Raw genomic sequence first — 18,716 nt, forward strand, 5'->3', positions numbered from 1 at the left:
TTTTCTGTGACTGCATTTAGCGTACTTCACCATTAAAAACTTCGCAAATGGCACCCTGTACGAGGTTCGTGATACGCTTGAACCAATAATCAATGGTTCATCTGGATCGATCATGGAAAAGCCCGCACTCGACATGCTGCTCGACTACATTGCGCAAAGCGGCCTGAAGGATGGCGACGTGTTGCCGGCTGAGCGCAAGCTCGCTGAAGCGCTTGCGCTCAGCCGGCGCGATCTGCGTGCTGCGCTGGCATCGTTGGAAGCGGCTGGGCGGGTGTGGCGCGGGGTCGGGCGAGGCACGTATCTCGGCGCGCGCCCCTTGAGATTTACGGCGTCGCTACGCAGCTTGCGGGCGGGCGCAAGTCCCGCGGATATCGCCGAGATGAGGCTTGTGCTCGAGCCCGCTTTCGTCGAGCTGGCTGCGCGCAAGGCGAGTCCAGAGGATCTTGCGGAGCTGGAGAAGTGCGCGCGCCGCAATGCGATGGCGAATGATGACGAGGAGTGGCAGCAATGGGATCATCGATTCCATTTGCTGATCGCGCAGGCCACGCGCAACCCTTCGATCATCGCGCTGATGGATGTGGTGAACAGCATGCGCATGAAGCCGAACCTGCGTGAAAAGACCGCGGATCAGGAAACGCGCAGGCACTTCGCTTTGCAGCATCAAGCGATCGTCAGCGCGATGATGGAACGCGACGGCGTGACCGCAGGGTCACGCATGCGGGAACACTTGCTGAATGTGCAGTGGAGAATGCCGCTGTGACGGATGGCTGCCTGCGCCGCCCATGACATCAGGCGGGCATTCGCCGACACCCCGTCTTCGGGCGGGTAGCGGAATGAGCTTTTTCATCGCCCTCTCTTCAATCCGTGCGGAAGGGCGTGCGGGATTGCACGCTGCCCTCCGACGCCGCGCCGTCATGGCTGCAACGTCGAATTCATTGTGCGATTCGGGTGTTGATGCGAGTCTGACGACCCGATTGCGGAATTGATATCAAGCCGGTCTGCGGAATGGACAGGATGAAGCGTGTGCTGCGCGCATTTCTCTCGGCGTGGACGCGGCCGCCGTGCAGCTCCATGATGCTGCGCATGATGGCGAGGCCGAGGCCCGCCGAACCCGGCGTCGCATCGGACGCCATCCGCGAAGGATCGACACGATAGAAGCGGTCGAAGATGCGTTCGAGCAAGCCTGCATCGATAGGCGCGCCTTCGTTCTCCACGCACGCGCGAAGGAATACGCGATCGGCATGGACGGATAGCGTGGTGACGCCAGCGCGCGGCGTATGGCGCACGGCATCGGCCAGCAGATTGCTGACCGCGCGCCTGAACAGTTCGACATCGGCGCGCACCTGTCCTGCACCTGTCGCGACGATGCGCACGCCGGCGTCATCAGCGAGGCCTTCGAAATACCCGCGATACGCTGCAGCTCGTCCCTGACGTCGAACACGCGCATGTTCTTCGCGAACTGCGGATGTTCCGCGCGCGCCAGGAAGAGCACGTTCTCGATCATGCGCGAGAGCCGGTCGCACTCTTCGAGATTCGACGCGAGCAGCGTCTGATATTCGTCGGCCGAGCGCGGACGCGCCAGCGCCACTTCGGTCGCGCCGCGCACGTTGGCAAGCGGCGTACGCATGTCGTGCGCCAGATCGGCGGTATATCGCGACATGCGCTGGAAGCTGGCTTCCCGCCCCCGCCAGCTTGCGATTGAGTGCCGCGATCAGCGGCTCCAGTTCCGCCGGCACGCGGTCCATCGCAATCCGCGTATTCAGGTTTTCCAAGGTCACCGTGGCCGCACTGCGCGCCATCTCCGACAACGGACGCAGCGCGCGCCGCACGAGAAAGAAGCCCATCGCGAACGTGAGCATGACACCCGCCACGCCCGCCGGATGCAGCCTGTCGCGGTAACGGTCCAGCAACAGCCAGCGATCGCGCATGTTGCGCAGTATCACGATGGTCACCGTGCTGCCGTCCTTCAGGCGCGCGTCGACGGCCAGTGCGCGCACCGGTTCGTCGTTCGCGGTGCTCGTGGCAACGATGGCGCTGTCGCTGATGGTGTCGTCGACCGGCACGGCAAGTAGGGGCCCTTTCACGGACGACAGCGCGGCACTCAGGTTGTGCTGCACGAGCACGTGGCCCGCGTGATCCGCGATCTTCAGGGACAGCGCTTGTTGCCGGGCACCTGGCTTTCCAGGCGTTCCTGATAGCGGCCGATATCCGCGTAGCCGGAGAGTTCCTCGACGAGCCTGCGCGTGTGCTGCGCGGCCAGCACGATGTCGAGATCGTCCTGCACGCGCACCTGACGCTCCAGCGCCAGGTACACGAAGCTGCCGACGATGCCGAACACGGCGAGCGTCGTGGTCAGCGAGCGGGCGCGATGCGCTTGCCCGCGCGCCTGACCTTGCGGCGCATGACGTCGATACCGAGGGTCCGCCACCGAGATCAGGTCGGTCTCGCGGGCGGGTCCGCGACGCGCGAGCGCCCGCACGCGCGCGAGGAGTTCGACGAAGGCAAACGGCTTGACGAGATAGTCGTCGCCGCCAAGTTCGAAGCCGCGCACGCGATCATCCACGTCGTCACGCGCGGTGAGAAAGAGCACGGGCGCGGACTTCGATTCGCGCAGGTTCTTGATGACGGTCCAGCCGTCCATGGTCGGCAGCATGACGTCGAGCACGATGACGTCGTAGTTTTCCTCCGTGGCGAGAATGAGGCCTTCCGCGCCGTCGTTCACGGCATCGACCGAATAGCCCCGCTTCCTCGAGGCCTTTCCGGATGTACGCCCCCGCCTTCTGCTCGTCTTCGACGATCAATAGCCCGCAACCCGCGGAAAAAAAGCCCGGCAAGCGCCGGGCTTCAAGAACAGTCCCGGGAGTGCGACTGTCCGCGTGGAACAGCGGTATCACAAGGATTCAGACGCACCGCCCCAGGCCGGAAACGGATCCGCAAACCGAAGCCAGGCCGCCGGTCCTCGAGCCATTTCCGCATCCGTCAGCAAGCAGGCATCGAGCCGCTGCCGCAACCCGGCCTCGTCCATCTCAATGCCGATCAGGACCATCTCCTGCCGCGCATCGCCGACTTCCGGATGCCACGCCTTCTCGATCGACTGAAGGGTATCCGGATCAGCCGGCCAGTGCTCCTTGGGTACCGCAGCCCACCACAATCCCGCCGCACCGTGACGGCACACCGCGCCCGCCTGCGACCAAGACCCGGCATACGTCGGCCGGCTGGCGAGCCAGAAAAAGCCCTTCGAACGCACGACGCCCGGCCATTCGCCATTGACGAGGTCCCAGAACCGCTGCGGATGCATCGGCCGGCGTGCGCGCCATGCAAAGCTGCGGATCCCGTATTCCTCCGTTTCCGGCGTGTGTTCGCCGCGCATCTCCCTGAGCCATCCGGGCGCATCGGCGGCTTCCTCGAAATCGAACAGCTTCGTGTCCAGCACGCGGTCGAGCGGCACGGAGCCGAACGCCGACACTTCGATTCGCGCACGCGGATTCAGCCCGCGCAGAATCGCTTTCAGGCGTTCACAACTTTCGTCGTCGATCAGATCGATCTTGTTGAGCACGATGACATCGCAGAACTCCACTTGCTCGATCAGCAGATCGACCACCGTGCGGTGATCGTCCTCGCCCAGCGATTCGCCACGCGCATGCAGGCTCTCCTGCGAACTGTAGTCGCGCAGGAAGTTGAAGCCGTCGATCACGGTGACCATGGTATCGAGACGCGCGACGTGGGACAGGCTCTGGCCGCTTTCATCGGCGAAGGTGAAGGTCTCCGCGACCGGCAGCGGCTCGGAGATACCCGTCGATTCGATCACGAGCTGATCGAAGCGCCCTTCCTTCGCGAGCCGGTTCACCTCCAGCAGCAGGTCCTCGCGCAACGTGCAGCAGATGCAGCCGTTGCTCATCTCGACCAGCTTTTCATCGGTGCGCGACAGCTGCGCGCCGCCGTTGCGAACCAGCGCGGCATCGATGTTCACCTCGCTCATGTCGTTGACGATGACCGCGACGCGCCGCCCTTCCCTGTTGTTCAGGATGTGGTTGAGCAGCGTCGTCTTGCCCGCGCCCAGGAAGCCCGAAAGAACGGTGACCGGAAGTCTTGAGTCCATGCTTGCTCCTTTGATGGATGGCGCGCGGCGCGCATCAGAACGTCGTGCGCACGCCGACCATGACGCTGCGGCCGCCCTCCGGCGCGATATCGCGCACGACCGAACTGGCGTAACGGATGTCCTGATTCGTCAGGTTGTCGCCGCGCACATAGGCGAGCCAGTGCGTGCTGCCGACGTGGAACTTGTAGGTGAGGATCACGCCCAGCTTCGTGTAGCTGGCCGTCGGCAGATCGTCTTCCGGCACACGATGCTGCGCCCACGCATGCTGCATCTCGGCGCGCGCGCCGAAGGGCCCATAGCCATAGTCCAGCGCGACGGTCGCGCGCAGCGGCGAGATGCGCGGCAACGGCGAACCGGTGTCCATGTTGCGGGCGTGCGTGTAGTCGCCGACCAGCGAGAAATCGACCGTGTGCGCGCCATGTTCGAAGACGCGCCACTTGCTGTCCCATTCGATGCCGTAGAACTCCGCGCGAACGCCGCGATACACCGCTTCGTTGAGGGCGTCATCGGTGCCGGGCGCGACGACCTGATCGTCGTCATCGACGAGACGGCCCGTGTTGTACTCGGTGAGGTAGTTCCGGAAGCGGCTGTAGAAGACGCCGATGCTGCCCTTGTTCGGACCGCTCGCGAAACGCAGCGACAGGTCCGCCGACACCGCCTTCTCCTTCTGCGCCTCCGGATTGCCGATCAGATACTGTCCTGTTGCATCATGCGGGCCGTTGGCGAAGAGTTCGTAGAGCGCGGGCGCGCGTTCCGTGTAGGCGACATCGCCCGCGACGGACCATACGGGCGTCAGCTTGTAGAGCGCGCCGAGCGAGGCGCTCACGGTGTTGAAATCGCGCGTGGTCGCGCTCGCGAACTTGTCGTTGCCCGCCGCGGTCGGATCCTGGCTCACATGTTCGTAACGCGCGCCGGCGCTCAGCGTGAGGCGGTCGGTGACCTTCCATTCCTCGAGACCGAACAGTGCGACGTTGGTGGTCTGCGTAGTCGGCACGAGCGCTTCGTCGCCGAGCGCGGAGAAGGTGTTCTGGCTGAACTGCACGCCGATCGATCCTTCCAGCGGCCCGATCTTCTTGTGGCGCGCTTCGAGGCGCGCCTCGTAGCCGTGGTTGCGGAACGTCGTGCCGGTCTCGCCGTTGTCGATTTCCTTGTGCTCGTAGTCGGTGTAGCCGAAGTCGAACTTCAGTTGCGAGAACGGTCCCTGAAGGTTGCGCACTTCCGACGCGAACGCGACGTGATCCTGATGCATGCGCAGCCGCACATCGTCCTCGGCGACGGAGCCATAGTTCGCTTCGTAGCCGTTGTAGGACAGGCCCGCGTAGCCATCGGCCCAAGTGTACGACGTGCCCACCGCGCCGCCATGCCAGCGGCCATCGCTGTTCGGGATGCTGCCATAGGCCTCGTCGGCGTCGGGGCCATCGAGCGCGCGCTGGCGGTCCGAATGCGCGAAGCCCGGAATGCGCTCCTTTCTGGTTTCGCGGTCGAAGGCATCGACGTGGAAATTGAATTGTCCATTGCCGCCTTCGACCATCGCTTCGCCTGCACGGGCGTTGTTGGCGCCGCCGTAACTGGCGTCGACTGCGCCGTCCACGCCCTTGATCGGCTCGCGCGGAATGCGGTTGTCGATCGTATTCACCACTCCGCCGATCGCATTGCCGCCGTACAGCAGCGCCGCCGGCCCGCGCACGATCTCGACCCGCTCGATGGTCAGCGGCTCCTGCGGCACCGCGTGATCGTAGGAGAGCGACGAGGCGTCCCACGCCGCCACGCCGTTCTGCAGAATGCGGATGCGGTCGCCGTCCATGCCGCGGATGATCGGGCGGCCGACCATCGGTCCGTAGGTCGTTGTGGAGACGCCCGGTAGACCGTTGAGCGTCTCGCCCAGCGAATTGGTCTGCCTGCGCGTCAGTTCATCGCCGTAGAGAGCGGTCGCGGGCGCGATGAGATCCGTATCGCCGAGCGGATTGGCGGTGACGAACACCGGCGCAAGCGCGCCGCCCGGCACCGACGTTGCCGTGGTCGCCGCATCCTGCTGGGCTTGCGCCGCGAGTGCGAAACAGGCGAGCGACAGCGGGGAAAAGCGCAATGCACGTTGCGACAGGCGTTTCAGGTCTTTTTTCACGGTGGTTTCTGGATTTGATTTCGTTTTGATGCCGTTCGCGCAGGTGACGCAACAATATATCGTTGCGCACAGCGGGCAAGATTTTGACGTCGAACGGGGGCACGCCGTGACGTCGCGGTCGCAATGATATATTGTTGCATTAAGGACGTAAAGTTATGTCTTCACGGCGGAACACGCCGTCGAGGCTCAAACGGCGCACTGCGTCGGACGTGCAGAAGGTCAATCGAGTCGATACACGCGGCTCACGGTGCCGCGAAACAGCGCTTCGCGTTCCGATGGGCTGGCCTGAGCGGTCAGGCGCTTGAACGCATTCCAGCCGTTGCTGAAGGGATACGAACCCTTGTCGACCGGAAAATTGCTTTCGAACATGCAGCGATCTGCGCCGAACGCGTCGATGCAGGTGTGCATCCACGGCGCCCAGGTTTCCGCCAATTCAACGGATGAAGGCGGCCGCGCGCCCTTCTCGAAATCGAAGCCGTTGATCCGCATGCCCAGGCCGCCCAGCTTCACGAACACATTGGGCAATTGCGCCAGTGCGCGCATGGAACGGGACCACCGGTCGAACACTTCCTTGCGCGGGTCCGCGTAACGGGCAATCCGCACGATGCCGCCGCAATGATTGACGATGAACGGCGTGCGAGGAAACGCCTTCGCCAGATCGAACAGTTCGGGCAGTTGGGTGAAAAAGAGCCAGGCGTCGCAGGACAGGCCAAGGGCATCCAGTTGCGCCACGCCCGCCCGATACGCCGCATCGAGCAGCAAGCCTTGCGGAGCGGCCGATATGGGATTCACGAGCGTCGGGTCGGCATCCCAGGTGACCAGATGCCGCACGCCGCGCAGACGGCCCTCGCCTGCCTCCAATCCAGCTTCTAGCACGTCCCGCACCGCACTGCCGCGTCTTAGATCCGCATACCCGACGATCCCCTTCGCGATCTGCCGCTTGCCTTCCTGCAAGGGCGCGGTGGCCTTGACCACGTAGTCGATCTCGCCGACCGGACGCATCGCCTCGGGCCCGTCTTTTCGATACCGCGTCAGCGCCTGCATGTACACCGACGCCGTGAGGTTGTGCCCTGACCCGATGTCCTCGAGATAGTCATCGGGAAGATAGGTCCATCCGGCGCGCTCATAGAAATGATGGTGCGCGTCGATGATCGGCATGTCCGGTTCGAGCGCCGCCTCGGTGCCCGTGGCGAGCCACGAAGCGCGAACGGGAAGGTAGTTGCCTGTCGTGCTCACGATGCGCGCGTTCCTCACCGTTCCGACTTGAAGGCATAGAGCGAGAGCGTCAGCAGGGTCGTGACGAACAGCACCGCCGACAAGCCGATCATGCCCGCCGTGAACGTGCCGAAGCTGTCCTTGAGATAGCCGACGAGATAGGGCCCGGCAAAGCCGCCGAGCGCGCCGATCGAATTGATCAGCGCCAGGCCGCCGGCCGCCGCCTGGCCGGAGAGAAAGCGGTTCGGCAGCGTATAGAAGATCGTGCGTCCCGCAATCGTTCCGATCAGCGCCAGCGTGATTCCGCTCATGGCAGGCAGCAACTGATGAAAGTGCGTCGATATGCCGAGCGTCGCGGCGCCGATCAAAAGACCCGCCGCCAGATTCGCGACGGGCGCGCCGCGCCGGTCGACCCGCCTCGCCCACCAGAGCAGCGCGATGGTCGCAAAGAAGTACGGCACGGCCGACAGCAGCCCCGTCTCCGTCATGCTCATGCCGTGGGCCTTGAGCATCTGCGGCAGCCAGATGCCGATGCCGTACGAACCCATCGTGAAGCCGAACGAAATCAGCGCGAGGATGTACGTGCGCGCGTCCTTCAGCGCCGCACCGAAGTCCTTCTTTTTGGTACTGGCCGCCCCTTCGCGATCGAACGCGTTCTGCAGGGCCTGGCGTTCCTGTGGCGACAGCCACTTCGCATCGGCGGGACGATCCACGAGCATCCGGAGCACGAGAAAGCCGAGCACGCAGGCGGGCAGACCTTCCGCGATGAACATCCACTTCCAGCCCGCCAGCCCGAGGACGCCGTCCATCGAGAGCAGCCAGGTCGACAGCGGCGCGCCGACGAGCGACGAAAGCGGCGTGGACACCGTGAACCAGGCGAGCACGCGCGTGCGGTAGCTGGCCGGAAACCACACGACCAGGAAGAAGATCACGCCGGGAAAGAAGCCCGCCTCGCCGATGCCGAGCAGCAGCCGGATCGCGTAGAAACTGGCGGGACCGGTGGCGAGCGCGGTAGCGGCCGCGAAGAAGCCCCACGTGATCATGATGCGCGCAAGCCAGCGCCGCGCGCCGAAGCGATACAGCGCAAGATTGCTCGGCACTTCGCAGACGCAATAGCCCGCGAACATGATGCCCGCGCCCCAGCCGAACTGCGTGGCCGTCAGGCCGAGATCATGATTCATCGTCAGCGCGGCAAAGCCCACGCTGGTGCGGTCAAGATAGTTGAAGAAGTAGGCGAGCGCGAGCAGCGGGACGAAGCGCCACGCAGCTTTCTTCACTGCCTGTTGTTCGAGCGTGGCATCGACGGGACGGTCGGCGACCACGTTGGAGGAAAGGGATCGCATGGGTCGTCTCCTGTCGGCTGCGCTGTTCGTGCAGCGCAATGAGGTGTCGTGCTTCGGCCCGTTCAGGGCGATTCCTGGCACTTGACGACGCCCGCTTCCGTCAACTGCCTGAGCGCCTCGGTCGTGTAGCCGAGCTGCATGAGCAGTGCGCGCGTGTCCTGCCCCAGCGACGGCGGCGCTGCACGCAAGCTCAGCCGTTCACCATCGAGCGTCAGGGGCAGCAGCGCGGTCCGGGTGGACACGGCCTGGCCGGCGCCGCTGGCATCGGCGGGCAGGGTCACGTCGGCGAGTCCGCCGGTCGCGAGCAGATGCGGATCGTCGAACAGGTCCTGGGGCTTCGTGATCGGCGCATAGGGCAAGCCGCAGCGCTCGAACACCGCGCTGATCTCCGCCGCCGTGAACGCTTCCATATGCTCGCGAAGTTGCGGCAACAGCCAGTCGCGCGCCTGCACGCGCTGATTGTTGGTCGCGATGCGCTCGTCCGACTTGAGCGCCGACAGCCCGAACGCGTCGCAGAAGATCGCCCATTGCGTATCGGACACGACCGCCAGGAAAATCTGTTCGCCATCCTTGACGGAGAACACGTCGTAGACGGCCCAGGCGGAAATGCGGCTGGGCATCGGCGAGGCCGCGTGACCCGTCACCGCGTACTGCATCATGTGCTGCGCGACCAGGAACACGTTGTTCTCGAACAGTGCGCTCTGCACTTCCTGTCCGCGTCCCGTGCGTTCGCGCTGCGCCAGCGCCGCCATCGCGCCGATCGCGCCGAACATGCCGCCCATGATGTCGTTGACGCTCGTGCCCGCGCGCAGCGGACGCCCTTCCGGCCCTGTCATGTATGCGAGGCCGCCCATCATCTGCACGACTTCGTCGAGCGCGGTGCGGTGATCGTACGGTCCCGGCAGGAAGCCCTTGTGCGACACATAGACGAGCCGCGGATTGAGCTTGCCCAGCGCCGCATATCCGAGGCCCAGCTTGTCCATCGTGCCGCTCTTGAAGTTCTCGCTGAAGACGTCCGCGCTGCCGACCAGCTTGTGCATGATCTCGATGCCGCGCGCGTCCTTCACATCGACAGCGATGCTCTTCTTGTTGCGATTGAAGGTGCCGAAGAAGCCCGCGCCCGAGCCGCGCAGCGCGCGCGTGCTGTCGCCCGAGATCGGTTCGACCTTGATGACTTCCGCGCCGAGATCCGCGAGCACCATGCCGCAGGTCGGCCCCATCACCATGTGCGTCATCTCGACGACGCGCACGCCGCTGTACGGCAGGGTTTGATTCGCTTGCACGTCGCTCATTGCGCGGCTCCCAGCAGACAGCCTTCCGGTTGCGGCGCGCTCGGCGCGCGTCCGTCCGCATAGGCGAAGCCCTTCGGCAGTCCGGCATCCTGGACGTGTCCATACAGCGCTTCTTCGGGCAACGCTTCGGCGAGGATTGCGCGCGCGGCGATCAGCTTGTCGATGTCCACGCCGGTGTTGTAGCCCATGGCCTCCAGCAGGAACGCGAGGTCTTCGGTGACGATGTTGCCGGTCGCGCCCGGCGCATAAGGACAGCCGCCGAGACCGGCCTGGCTCGAGTCGATCGTGGTGACGCCGGCGTCGAGCGCGGCGACCACGTTGGCGAGTCCCTGGCCGCGCGTGTTGTGGAAGTGCGCGCCGCCCGCCTTCGCGCCCAGTTCAGACTGCAGCCGGCGGAACAGGCGGCGTACCTGGACCGGGTTCGCGTAGCCGCTGGTATCGGAGAGACCGATCTCGTCCACGCCGCACTTGGCCATCGCGACGCACATGCGCATGGTCTGGTCGTCCGTGACCGTGCCGGCAAGCGTGCAGCCGAACGCCACCGAAACACCCGCCTCGATCTCCACGCCCGGATACTGCGCGTCGCGCAATGCGACGATCTGGCGAACCTCTTCGATCATCTGCGCCGGCGTCTTGCGGATGTTCGCCATCGAGTGTTCCTCGGTCACCGAGACCGGCAGCGTCAGCTTGTGAACGCCCGCTTCGAAGGCGCCCTGCGCGCCGCGCAGGTTCGGGACGAGTACGGCCACATGCAGCCCCGGCAGCGACAGCGCATGCGCGACCACTTCGCGTATGTCGGCCATCTGCGGGAGCAGCCTGGCGGGAACGAACGAACCCACTTCGATCTCCTGCAAACCGGCGGCTGCCAGCGCGGAGATCCAGCGCAGCTTGGCTGCCGTTGGCATGACGCTCTTGATGCTTTGCAGGCCGTCGCGCGGACCCACTTCGCTGATCAGGATTCTGGGCGTAGAAGGTTCCAAGATTCACTCCTAAGTTCTATCTGATAGATCATGGTTCTGTTGGAAAGAACTATAGAAGTGATTCTGAACGCGTTGCAGATGGGTAAACCCGATTAAATCGAGATAAACAGAATTTGAGTTCTGTTCTACAGAACTGTAAAGTGGCGGAATAGCCAGGGAGGAACAGAAATGACGACAGCCGCGCCCGACAAGGGAGCGCCATCGGAAGACGCGCCGGAGACATCCAGCGGTGTCGCGGTCCTGGATCGTGCGTTTGCGATTCTCAATGCCTACGGGCCGACCGACGAACGGCTGACCCTCACGGAGCTCTCGCGCCGCACTGGCTTGTACAAGAGCACGGTTCTGCGCCTGCTCGGCGCACTCGAACATGGCGGCTTCATACGCAAGCTGAGCGACGGGCAGTATGCGATCGGACATCAGCCGCTGCGGCTCGCCACGCTTTACCAGCGATCGTTCCAGGTAGGGCCGGTGGTCGAGCCCATCCTTCAGCAACTGAGCCGGGATCTCGGCGAGACCGCCTCGCTGTATGTCCGCCAGGGCGACAAGCGCCTGGTCCTCTATCGCGTCGAGCCGACGCGAAGCGTACGCGTCGCGATCCGGGTGGGCGAGGAATTCGCCATCGACAAAGGCGCCTCCGGCAAAGTGCTGCTGGCATTCACCGAAGCGTCGGACCCGCGCTGGAATCATGTGCGCGATCAATTGTTCGCGGTGTCATACGGCGAGCGCGATCCGGAGACCACGTCGGCATCGGTGCCGGTATTCGATGCAACCGGCCTGATCGCCGGCGCGCTGACGGTATCCGGACCGAAGGGCCGATTCGGCGACGCCGCCACCATCGACACCGCGCTCAAGGCGCTGCTGCTCAGCGCCAAGCAGGCGACGACCGCGCTGGGCGGCATGTCCGCGCGCTACGACGCGAGCATCGCCGGCTTCGACCGCGACGACACGACCCATCGCGGCGGCTAGCGGGATCCCCACGACGAGCCGTCGCCGTCCCACTCCCTACGCAAGCTTGCTGGTGTTATCCCTAGTCGCTCGTTCCGGAGGCGCGCGACTACCATACGCATGCTGTTGTGCAGAACACGGTTCTGCACAACAGAACTATCACTGAAGTTGGAAAGGAGAACATGCAGATGGCCAGCCTGCCCGTCGATGGGGTCAACCCGCCGCACAATCCAACGGAGGCCGGCGGATCGCTGCGCATCAACGCGCGTATCGACCGCCTGCCCGCGACACGCTCGGTATGGGCGCTGGTCTTCATGCTGTCAATCGGCGGCTGGTTCGAGTTCTACGACCTGTTCTTCACCGCGTACGTCGGGCCGGGCCTGGTCAAGAGCGGCCTCTACTCGACGACCACCGCCTCGTTCTTCGGTTTCTCCGGACTCGGCGCCTTCGTTGCGGCCTCGTTCGCGGGCCTGTTCATCGGCACCTTCTGTTTCACGCGCCTCGCCGATCGCTTCGGACGCAAGACCACCTTCACCGTATCGCTGCTCTGGTATTCGATCGCCACGTTCGCGATGGCCTGGCAGGACAGCGCGGCCGCCATCAACCTGTGGCGGCTGATCGCGGGCATCGGCGTGGGCGTGGAACTGGTGACGATCGATACCTACGTCAGCGAACTCGTGCCGAAACATCTGCGCGGCCGTGCATTCGCCTTCGTGCATCTCGTGCAGTACACGGCGGTGCCGGCCGTCGCGCTGTTTTCGTGGTGGCTCGTGCCGCGCGCGCCCTTTGGTATCGACGGATGGCGCTGGGTCGTGATCATTGGCGCACTGGGCGCGCTGATCGTATGGGCGATTCGCCGCCGCGTGCCGGAAAGCCCGCGCTGGCTCGCGCAACAGGGCCGTCTCGACGAAGCCGACAGCGTGTTGAGTACGCTCGAAGCCAGGGTCGCCCAGCAATACGGCCAGGCACTGCCCGCGCCCGATGACAGCAGCGAACCGGCCGCCGCCGCCGGCAAGGCGCGTTTCGGCGAGATCTGGCAACGCCCGTACCGCCGCCGCGCCATTACCTTGCTGGTATTCAACCTGTTCCAGGCGATCGGTTTCTACGGCTTCGCGTCATGGGTGCCCACGCTGCTGGTGTCCAAGGGCGTGACCATCACCCACAGCCTGATGTACTCGTTCGTCATCGCGGCGTCGAATCCGTTCGGGCCGCTGCTTGCGATGGCCTTCGCGGATCGCATCGAACGCAAGACGCTGATCGTGCTCTCGGCGCTCGGCATTGCGGTCTTCGGCAGTTTGTTCGCGACGCAGTCGTCGCCTGCCATGCTGATGCTGCTCGGCGTGCTCATCACGCTGTCGGGCACCCTGCTCTCGGTCGGCTATCACGCCTACCAGACCGAGTTGTTTCCGACGCGCATCCGCGCCACGGCTGTCGGCTTCGTCTACTCGATGTCGCGCCTCTCCGCGATGTTCTCGGGCTTCATGATCGCCTTCGCGCTGCGGCATGTGGGCGTGGAAGGCGTGTTCGGCCTGATCGGCGGCTCGATGGTGATGGTGATGGGCGCGATCGGCTTCTTCGGTCCGCGCACGAACAATCGCACGCTCGACGAGATCTCCCACTGAGACACTGGCACACCGACAGCAAGCGCACGCCGGACCGACGGGGACTGGAACTTGCTACTCTGCCCGTTTCGCCGCGATCCGCATCACGCTGACCGCGACCCAACTGGCATGAGCCACGCCCGGGCAATCACTCGCTTCCGGGCGACCGGAGGACATCGACTGTGCGCTGGCTGCGGTACTTTCTTCTTTCCGCGGGCATTCTGCTGCCCGCTTACGCGCTGAGCACCGGCGCGTCCGGACGCTTCGGATTCGCGCCCTACGGCGCGGCGGGCGCGTTGCTCTGCGCGCTGGCCTGGCTCGCGAACCGGGCGGCCATCAAGGCTGCGAGCAAGCATCCTCATGAGTTGTTCGACGAATGATGCTGGTCTGAAGAAAACCTAGCATTCTGCTTCCGACGCCTGACAGCATGCCCCGGTCACGAAGCTGCCACTGCACGTCGCTACCCTGTGCCTTTTCATAAGAACGACACTAGAAAAGGAGTGCATGGGATGGTCAACAACAAGACGTGCGTGGCACTGGCAGTGACGTTGGCGCTGGCCGCATGCGGCGGCAACGATTCATCGGCGGACGACAGCCCGGCCGCCCAGGCTAAACAGGCGACACAGCTCTACACCCAGAACATCGCGCCCTATACGAACTGGGGCAACGTGCCGATCGTCGGCACCGGCTACGGCTCCGCACTGACGCCCGCGCCCAATCAGCCGGGCTACTTCTACGGCATGACCGATCGCGGTCCCAACGTCACCGCACCCGACGGCAGCAACAAGATCGAGCCTGACGCAGCGTTCCAGCCGGCCATCGCGCTGTTCCAGCTGGCGGGCGGCAAGGCGAGCGTGGCGAAGGTCATCGGCCTGTCGCTGGCCGACGGCACGCCGATGAACGGCCGGGTGAATCCGGAAGCGAGCACCGCCGAGACCATCTACGACATGAACGGCAACGTGCTGCCGACGAGCAACGCCGGCCTCGATCCGGAAGGGCTGGTCGCGATGGCCGACGGCACCTTCTGGGTATCGGACGAATATGGGCCGTACATCGTCCACTTCGATGCCAGCGGCAAGGAACTCCTCCGCCTCAATCCCTATTCCAAGGCAAGCACCGGCAACGATCTGGCGCTGCCCGGCGAGCTCAGGAAGCGCAAGCCCAACAAGGGCATGGAAGGACTGACGCTCAGCGCCGACGGCAAGTATCTCGTCGGCATCATGCAGTCGCCGCTGGACAAGAACGGCGTGGCGGCGGTTGCCTCGGGCAAGGCCGCGATCACGCGGGTCGTGAAGGTGTCGCTCGCGGATCCGGTCAACGATGTGCACGAATACCTGTATGCCCTGCATACGAATGGCGCGGGCAACCCCGAAGGCCAGGCCGTCAGCGAGATCACGGCGCTGCCGGACGGCACCTTCATCGTGGACGAACGCGACGGCAATTTCGAAGGCACCGTCGACGGCACGGCAAGCGGCAAGGCGCGCGCCGACAAGAACCTGTGGAAGCTCGATCTGAGCCGAGCCACGGACGTCGGTCCGAAATCGCCGCTGATCGGCACCACGATCGCGGGCGGTGCGGTGAGCTACGATCCGGCCAGCGGGCTCGAAGTGGGCGGCAAGACCATCGAGGACCTGGCCGGCACCGCCGATGCCCCGGCCGCCGTGCAGGCGCTGGGCGCGGCGGGGATCACGGTCGGCACGGAGTCGCTGTTCCTCAACTATGCGGCGCTCTTCACCACCATCGATCCGAAGGGCATGTACTTCGGTCACGACAAGGTCGAGGGTATCGCGGTCGATCCTGCCGATCCGACCAAGATCTATATCTCGAACGATTCGGACTTCGGCATCACCGACGAACCCGCGACGGTACCGATGGCCACGGCCGCGAATCCGTTCCCGCCGAGCGAGAAGTTCCTGCCCGACGGAAAGACGCAGGATTTCGGCGAGATCGTCATGATCGACCTGACGAAGGTGCCGGCGAAGTACAAGCAGTAAGCCGCGAGGGTAATAGAAGAAGAAGGCGCCGTGCGAGTTGCGGCGCCTGCATCACGCTGGCCGCGACACCATCCAGCCCACGCCGCGCACGTTCCTGATGACCTCGGCGCCCAGCTTCTTGCGGACCGTGTGAATCAGGAACTCGACGGCATTACTCTCGACTTCGTCGGTCCAGCCATAGATATGGTCTTCCAGATCGGCGCGTGACAGCACGGCGCCGGGCTGCATCAGCAGCGCCTGCAGCAACGCGAATTCGCGGCCGGACAGGCGCGTCGCCGCCGCGTCCGAGCGGGCTTCACGAGTAGCCGGGTTCAAGGTCAGCACGCCGTTCGTCAACAGCGCCGCAGAGTGCGCGCCGAGGCGACGCATGAGTGCGTGCAGGCGTGCGTCGAGTTCCAGCATGTCGAACGGCTTGCTGACACAGTCATCCGCGCCTTCGTTCAGCGCGCGTATCCGCCCGGCGACCGCGCCCCGCGCCGTCAACGCGATCACGGGCACATGGCCGCCCGCGCGTCTCACCTTGCGCAGCACGGCCAGCCCGCCCGGGCCAGATCGTTCCGCATCGAGCAGAACGGCGTCGTAGACGTGCGTCGAAAGGGACAGCAAGGCCGTCTTGTCGTCATGAACCAGATCCACGACGTAGCCGTAATCCTTCAGCGCGTGGTGCACGGGCTCGGCGCCACTGTGCCCGTCTTCGACCAGCAGGACTCTCATGCCTTGCCACCGTGCGGCCCTGGCGAATGCAGGCCGCGGGCAAAGCGGGAAGGTGCGCGCTTCATCTGAACACTCGTCGACCGGACAAGGCCACGAGCCTAGTGCGCGCATGCTTATGAAATGCTTAGCAGGCAGATGCGCCGAGGGATGGCGACGGAAGCAGCGGTCACTCGGCCGCGTGCGCGGCAGGTCTGGGCGTGAGGTCGAGCGGCGCATCGGCGAGTTCGCGCAGCCCCTGCACCGATACGGACAGCCCCGTCACGTCGCTGCGATTCGCGACGACCAGCGTTGCATGATGACGCCGCGCCACGCGTGACGCGATGGCGAGCCCAAGCCCGCTGCCATGCCCTGCCGTCCCTGAAATCCGGTAGAAGCGGTCGCACACGCGCGCGATCTCGTCGGCCGGGATGCCGCTGCCGGTATCGAGCACGGTCAGCGCGAGCCCCCGGGGTTCGCGCCGCAGGATCACGTCGACACGCCCGCCCGCCGGCGTATGGCGCACCGCGTTGTCCAGCAGATTGTTCAGCAGGACGCCCAGCGCGTGGACATCGCCGTGGATCATGAACTCGTCCCGCTCGCCGCGCGCCTGATCGACTTCGAGCCCGAGATCCAGCGACTTCGCCTCCGCCAGCAGCGAATAGTCGCCCACGCGTTCCTCGCACAGGTTGCGCAGGCTCATCGGCGCCATGGCGGCTTCGCGGGCCGCATCCTCGCGCGCCATGCTGAGCAGTTGCTGGGCGAGATGGATGACACGATTCAGGCGCCCTTCGATCTTCTGCCGGGTCACGGGGTCGACCTGCATCGATCCGTCGCTCGTCGCGCCCTGGATCTGGAGCTTGAGCGCGGTCATCGGCGTGCGCAGTTCGTGGGCCGCGTCGGCGATGAACGCGCGCTGCGCTTCCGACGCCTCGTCCACGCGCCCGAGCAGATCGTTCAATGCCTGCACGAGCGGATGCAGTTCGACGGGCATCGGCTTGTCGAAGCGGATCGGGTCGAGCGACTCGGGCGAGCGTGCCGCCAGCGCCCGCGACACCGCACCGACCGGCGACAGCCCGCGCGCCACGACGAACAGCACGATGCCGATCAGCACCGGGATCAGCACGGCCAGCGGCATCAGCGTGCGTGACGCGAGCCGGGCCGCGAGTTCCTCGCGCACGCTCGAAGGCTGCGCCACCTGGATGAAGCGGTTGCGCTCGGCGTGGCCGAAGGCGCGCCAGCGAATGCCCTCGCGCTCCGCTGAACGAAAGCCGTCGCCCAGGAACGGCAGCTCGGGTTCGTTCGGCGAGTGATAGACGAGCCTGCCCGAGCCGTCCCAGATGTCGATCACGAGCCGGTCGTCCGCGATGCCGCGCAACTCCGGCGCGCGTCCGTGCGCACCGGGCGTGTCATCGACGTTGCTCGGCATCGACAGCGCGATCGTGCGCAATTCGTAGTCGAAGAGTTCGCCCGCCTCCAGCTGCGCCAGGCTGAAAATGCCATAGCCCGCGATGGCGCAGGCCGCGCCGAGACCGCAGATCAGCCAGCCGAGCAGCCAGCGCCGGATCGATGTCATCCGAGCCCCTTCAGACGATAGCCCACGCCGCGTACCGTCACGATCTCGTCCGCGCCGATCTTGCGCCGCAGGCTGTGCACATGGACCTCGATGGCATTGCTGCCGACTTCCTCGCCCCAGCCGTACAGCTTTTCTTCGAGTTCGCGGCGCTTGAAGACCCGCTTCGGCTCCTCGATCAGGGACTGAAGGAGCGCGAACTCGCGCGGCACCAGGTTGAGCGGCACGCCGCCTTTTGCGGCCTCGTGCGCGGCAGGATCGAGCGTCAGTTCGCCGTGCGAGAAAACCGGATGCTTCTGCCCGGTCCGCCGCCGCAACAGCGCGCGGATGCGTGCGGCGAGTTCGGCGAGATCGAAGGGCTTGAGCAGATAGTCGTCCGCGCCGGCGTCGAGGCCGCGGATTCGTTCGTCCACGGCCTCGCGCGCCGTGATGATCAGCACCGGCGCGTTGCCGCCCCGGCTCCGATACGTATTGAGGACATCGATGCCGTCGCGGCGCGGCAGCGACAGGTCGAGCAGCACGAGATCGTAGACGTCGTTGGCGAGCGACAACTCGGCTTCCCGGCCGTCCTGAGCCCAGTCCACCGTGTAGTTGTCGCGGCGCAGCGCGGCGGCCACGGACTCTCCGATCATTTCGTCGTCTTCCACCAGAAGCAAGCGCACGTTGCCCTCCCCAGCCAATTCGCCGTGCCGACCCTGGCACGACCCGGAAGCTTAGCTGCCCGATATCCGTGATGGTAAGGGGGTGAGTGCTCTTTCTTCGGCGCAGTGGCGCCTTAAGCGTCCCATAAGCACCGCGTCCGCACAATGCGCCATTTTGGGTCCGAGGGCCGACATGACGGGCGCGCATCGCTCGCAGCACC

General features: G+C 65.1%; 14 protein-coding genes and 2 pseudogenes. 5 read left to right on the forward strand and 11 right to left on the reverse strand.

The features are described from left to right. Positions 1–112: 112 nt before the first annotated feature. The gene (locus tag QCE69_RS07090; RefSeq protein ID WP_309930067.1) at positions 113–760 is read left to right on the forward strand and encodes an FCD domain-containing protein; all 648 of its coding nucleotides are present in this window, start codon (positions 113–115) and stop codon (positions 758–760) included. 172 nt (positions 761–932) lie between these two features. Here the strand turns inward: QCE69_RS07090 and QCE69_RS07095 are convergent. The 8 genes and pseudogenes from QCE69_RS07095 to QCE69_RS07130 form a co-directional block, all read right to left on the reverse strand. Continuing rightward, a pseudogene (locus tag QCE69_RS07095) lies at positions 933–2,356 on the reverse strand (heavy metal sensor histidine kinase). Between the two features lie 11 nt (positions 2,357–2,367). Further along, a pseudogene (locus QCE69_RS07100) lies at positions 2,368–2,834 on the reverse strand (response regulator); the annotation flags it as partial. Between the two features lie 56 nt (positions 2,835–2,890). Then, positions 2,891–4,099, reverse strand: a complete 1,209-nt coding sequence (zigA, locus tag QCE69_RS07105) for a zinc metallochaperone GTPase ZigA (protein WP_309916194.1) — start codon at positions 4,097–4,099, stop codon at positions 2,891–2,893. A 34-nt stretch (positions 4,100–4,133) separates the two neighbouring features. Next, on the reverse strand, positions 4,134–6,221 hold the full coding sequence (locus QCE69_RS07110) for a TonB-dependent receptor (RefSeq protein ID WP_309930069.1): 2,088 nt from the start codon (positions 6,219–6,221) through the stop codon (positions 4,134–4,136). A gap of 219 nt (positions 6,222–6,440) precedes the next feature. Next, a complete protein-coding gene (locus tag QCE69_RS07115; RefSeq protein ID WP_309930071.1) occupies positions 6,441–7,457 on the reverse strand; it encodes an amidohydrolase family protein in 1,017 nt (338 codons plus the stop codon). 14 nt (positions 7,458–7,471) lie between these two features. Next, complete coding sequence (locus QCE69_RS07120; protein WP_309930073.1) at positions 7,472–8,779, reverse strand: MFS transporter; 1,308 nt, start codon at positions 8,777–8,779, stop codon at positions 7,472–7,474. Positions 8,780–8,841: 62 nt separating this feature from the next. After that, positions 8,842–10,071, reverse strand: a complete 1,230-nt coding sequence (locus QCE69_RS07125; protein WP_309930075.1) for a CaiB/BaiF CoA-transferase family protein — start codon at positions 10,069–10,071, stop codon at positions 8,842–8,844. Next, positions 10,068–11,051, reverse strand: a complete 984-nt coding sequence (locus QCE69_RS07130) for a hydroxymethylglutaryl-CoA lyase (RefSeq protein ID WP_309930077.1) — start codon at positions 11,049–11,051, stop codon at positions 10,068–10,070. Before QCE69_RS07130 ends, QCE69_RS07125 begins: the two co-directional genes overlap by 4 nt. 168 nt (positions 11,052–11,219) lie before the next feature. On the opposite strand from QCE69_RS07130, the gene QCE69_RS07135 reads away from it, so the two are divergent. The 4 genes from QCE69_RS07135 to QCE69_RS07150 all read left to right on the forward strand — a co-directional run bounded on the left by QCE69_RS07135 (position 11,220) and on the right by QCE69_RS07150 (position 15,591). Continuing rightward, a complete protein-coding gene (locus QCE69_RS07135) occupies positions 11,220–12,017 on the forward strand; it encodes an IclR family transcriptional regulator (protein WP_309916211.1) in 798 nt (265 codons plus the stop codon). 161 nt (positions 12,018–12,178) lie between these two features. Further along, on the forward strand, positions 12,179–13,618 hold the full coding sequence (locus QCE69_RS07140) for an MFS transporter (protein WP_309930078.1): 1,440 nt from the start codon (positions 12,179–12,181) through the stop codon (positions 13,616–13,618). A 161-nt stretch (positions 13,619–13,779) separates the two neighbouring features. Then, entirely contained in the window at positions 13,780–13,977 is a 198-nt protein-coding gene (locus QCE69_RS07145; protein WP_309916217.1) for a hypothetical protein, read from the forward strand. Positions 13,978–14,106: 129 nt separating this feature from the next. Then, positions 14,107–15,591 carry an esterase-like activity of phytase family protein gene (locus QCE69_RS07150; RefSeq protein WP_309916220.1) on the forward strand — a complete coding sequence of 495 codons (1,485 nt, stop codon included), beginning with the start codon at positions 14,107–14,109 and terminating at the stop codon, positions 15,589–15,591. 51 nt (positions 15,592–15,642) lie between these two features. On the opposite strand, the gene QCE69_RS07155 is transcribed toward QCE69_RS07150, so the two are convergent. From QCE69_RS07155 to QCE69_RS07165, 3 genes are all read right to left on the reverse strand, one after another. Next, positions 15,643–16,305, reverse strand: coding sequence for a response regulator transcription factor (locus QCE69_RS07155; protein ID WP_309916223.1), 663 nt, complete (start codon positions 16,303–16,305; stop codon positions 15,643–15,645). Positions 16,306–16,471: 166 nt separating this feature from the next. Then, positions 16,472–17,857, reverse strand: coding sequence for an ATP-binding protein (locus QCE69_RS07160; protein WP_309916226.1), 1,386 nt, complete (start codon positions 17,855–17,857; stop codon positions 16,472–16,474). Further along, entirely contained in the window at positions 17,854–18,516 is a 663-nt protein-coding gene (locus QCE69_RS07165) for a response regulator (protein WP_309916229.1), read from the reverse strand. Before QCE69_RS07165 ends, QCE69_RS07160 begins: the two co-directional genes overlap by 4 nt. Between the last annotated feature and the right edge of the window lie 200 nt (positions 18,517–18,716).

This window comes from Caballeronia sp. LZ032 (assembly GCF_031451315.1).
Taxonomy (GTDB): Bacteria; Pseudomonadota; Gammaproteobacteria; order Burkholderiales; family Burkholderiaceae; genus Caballeronia.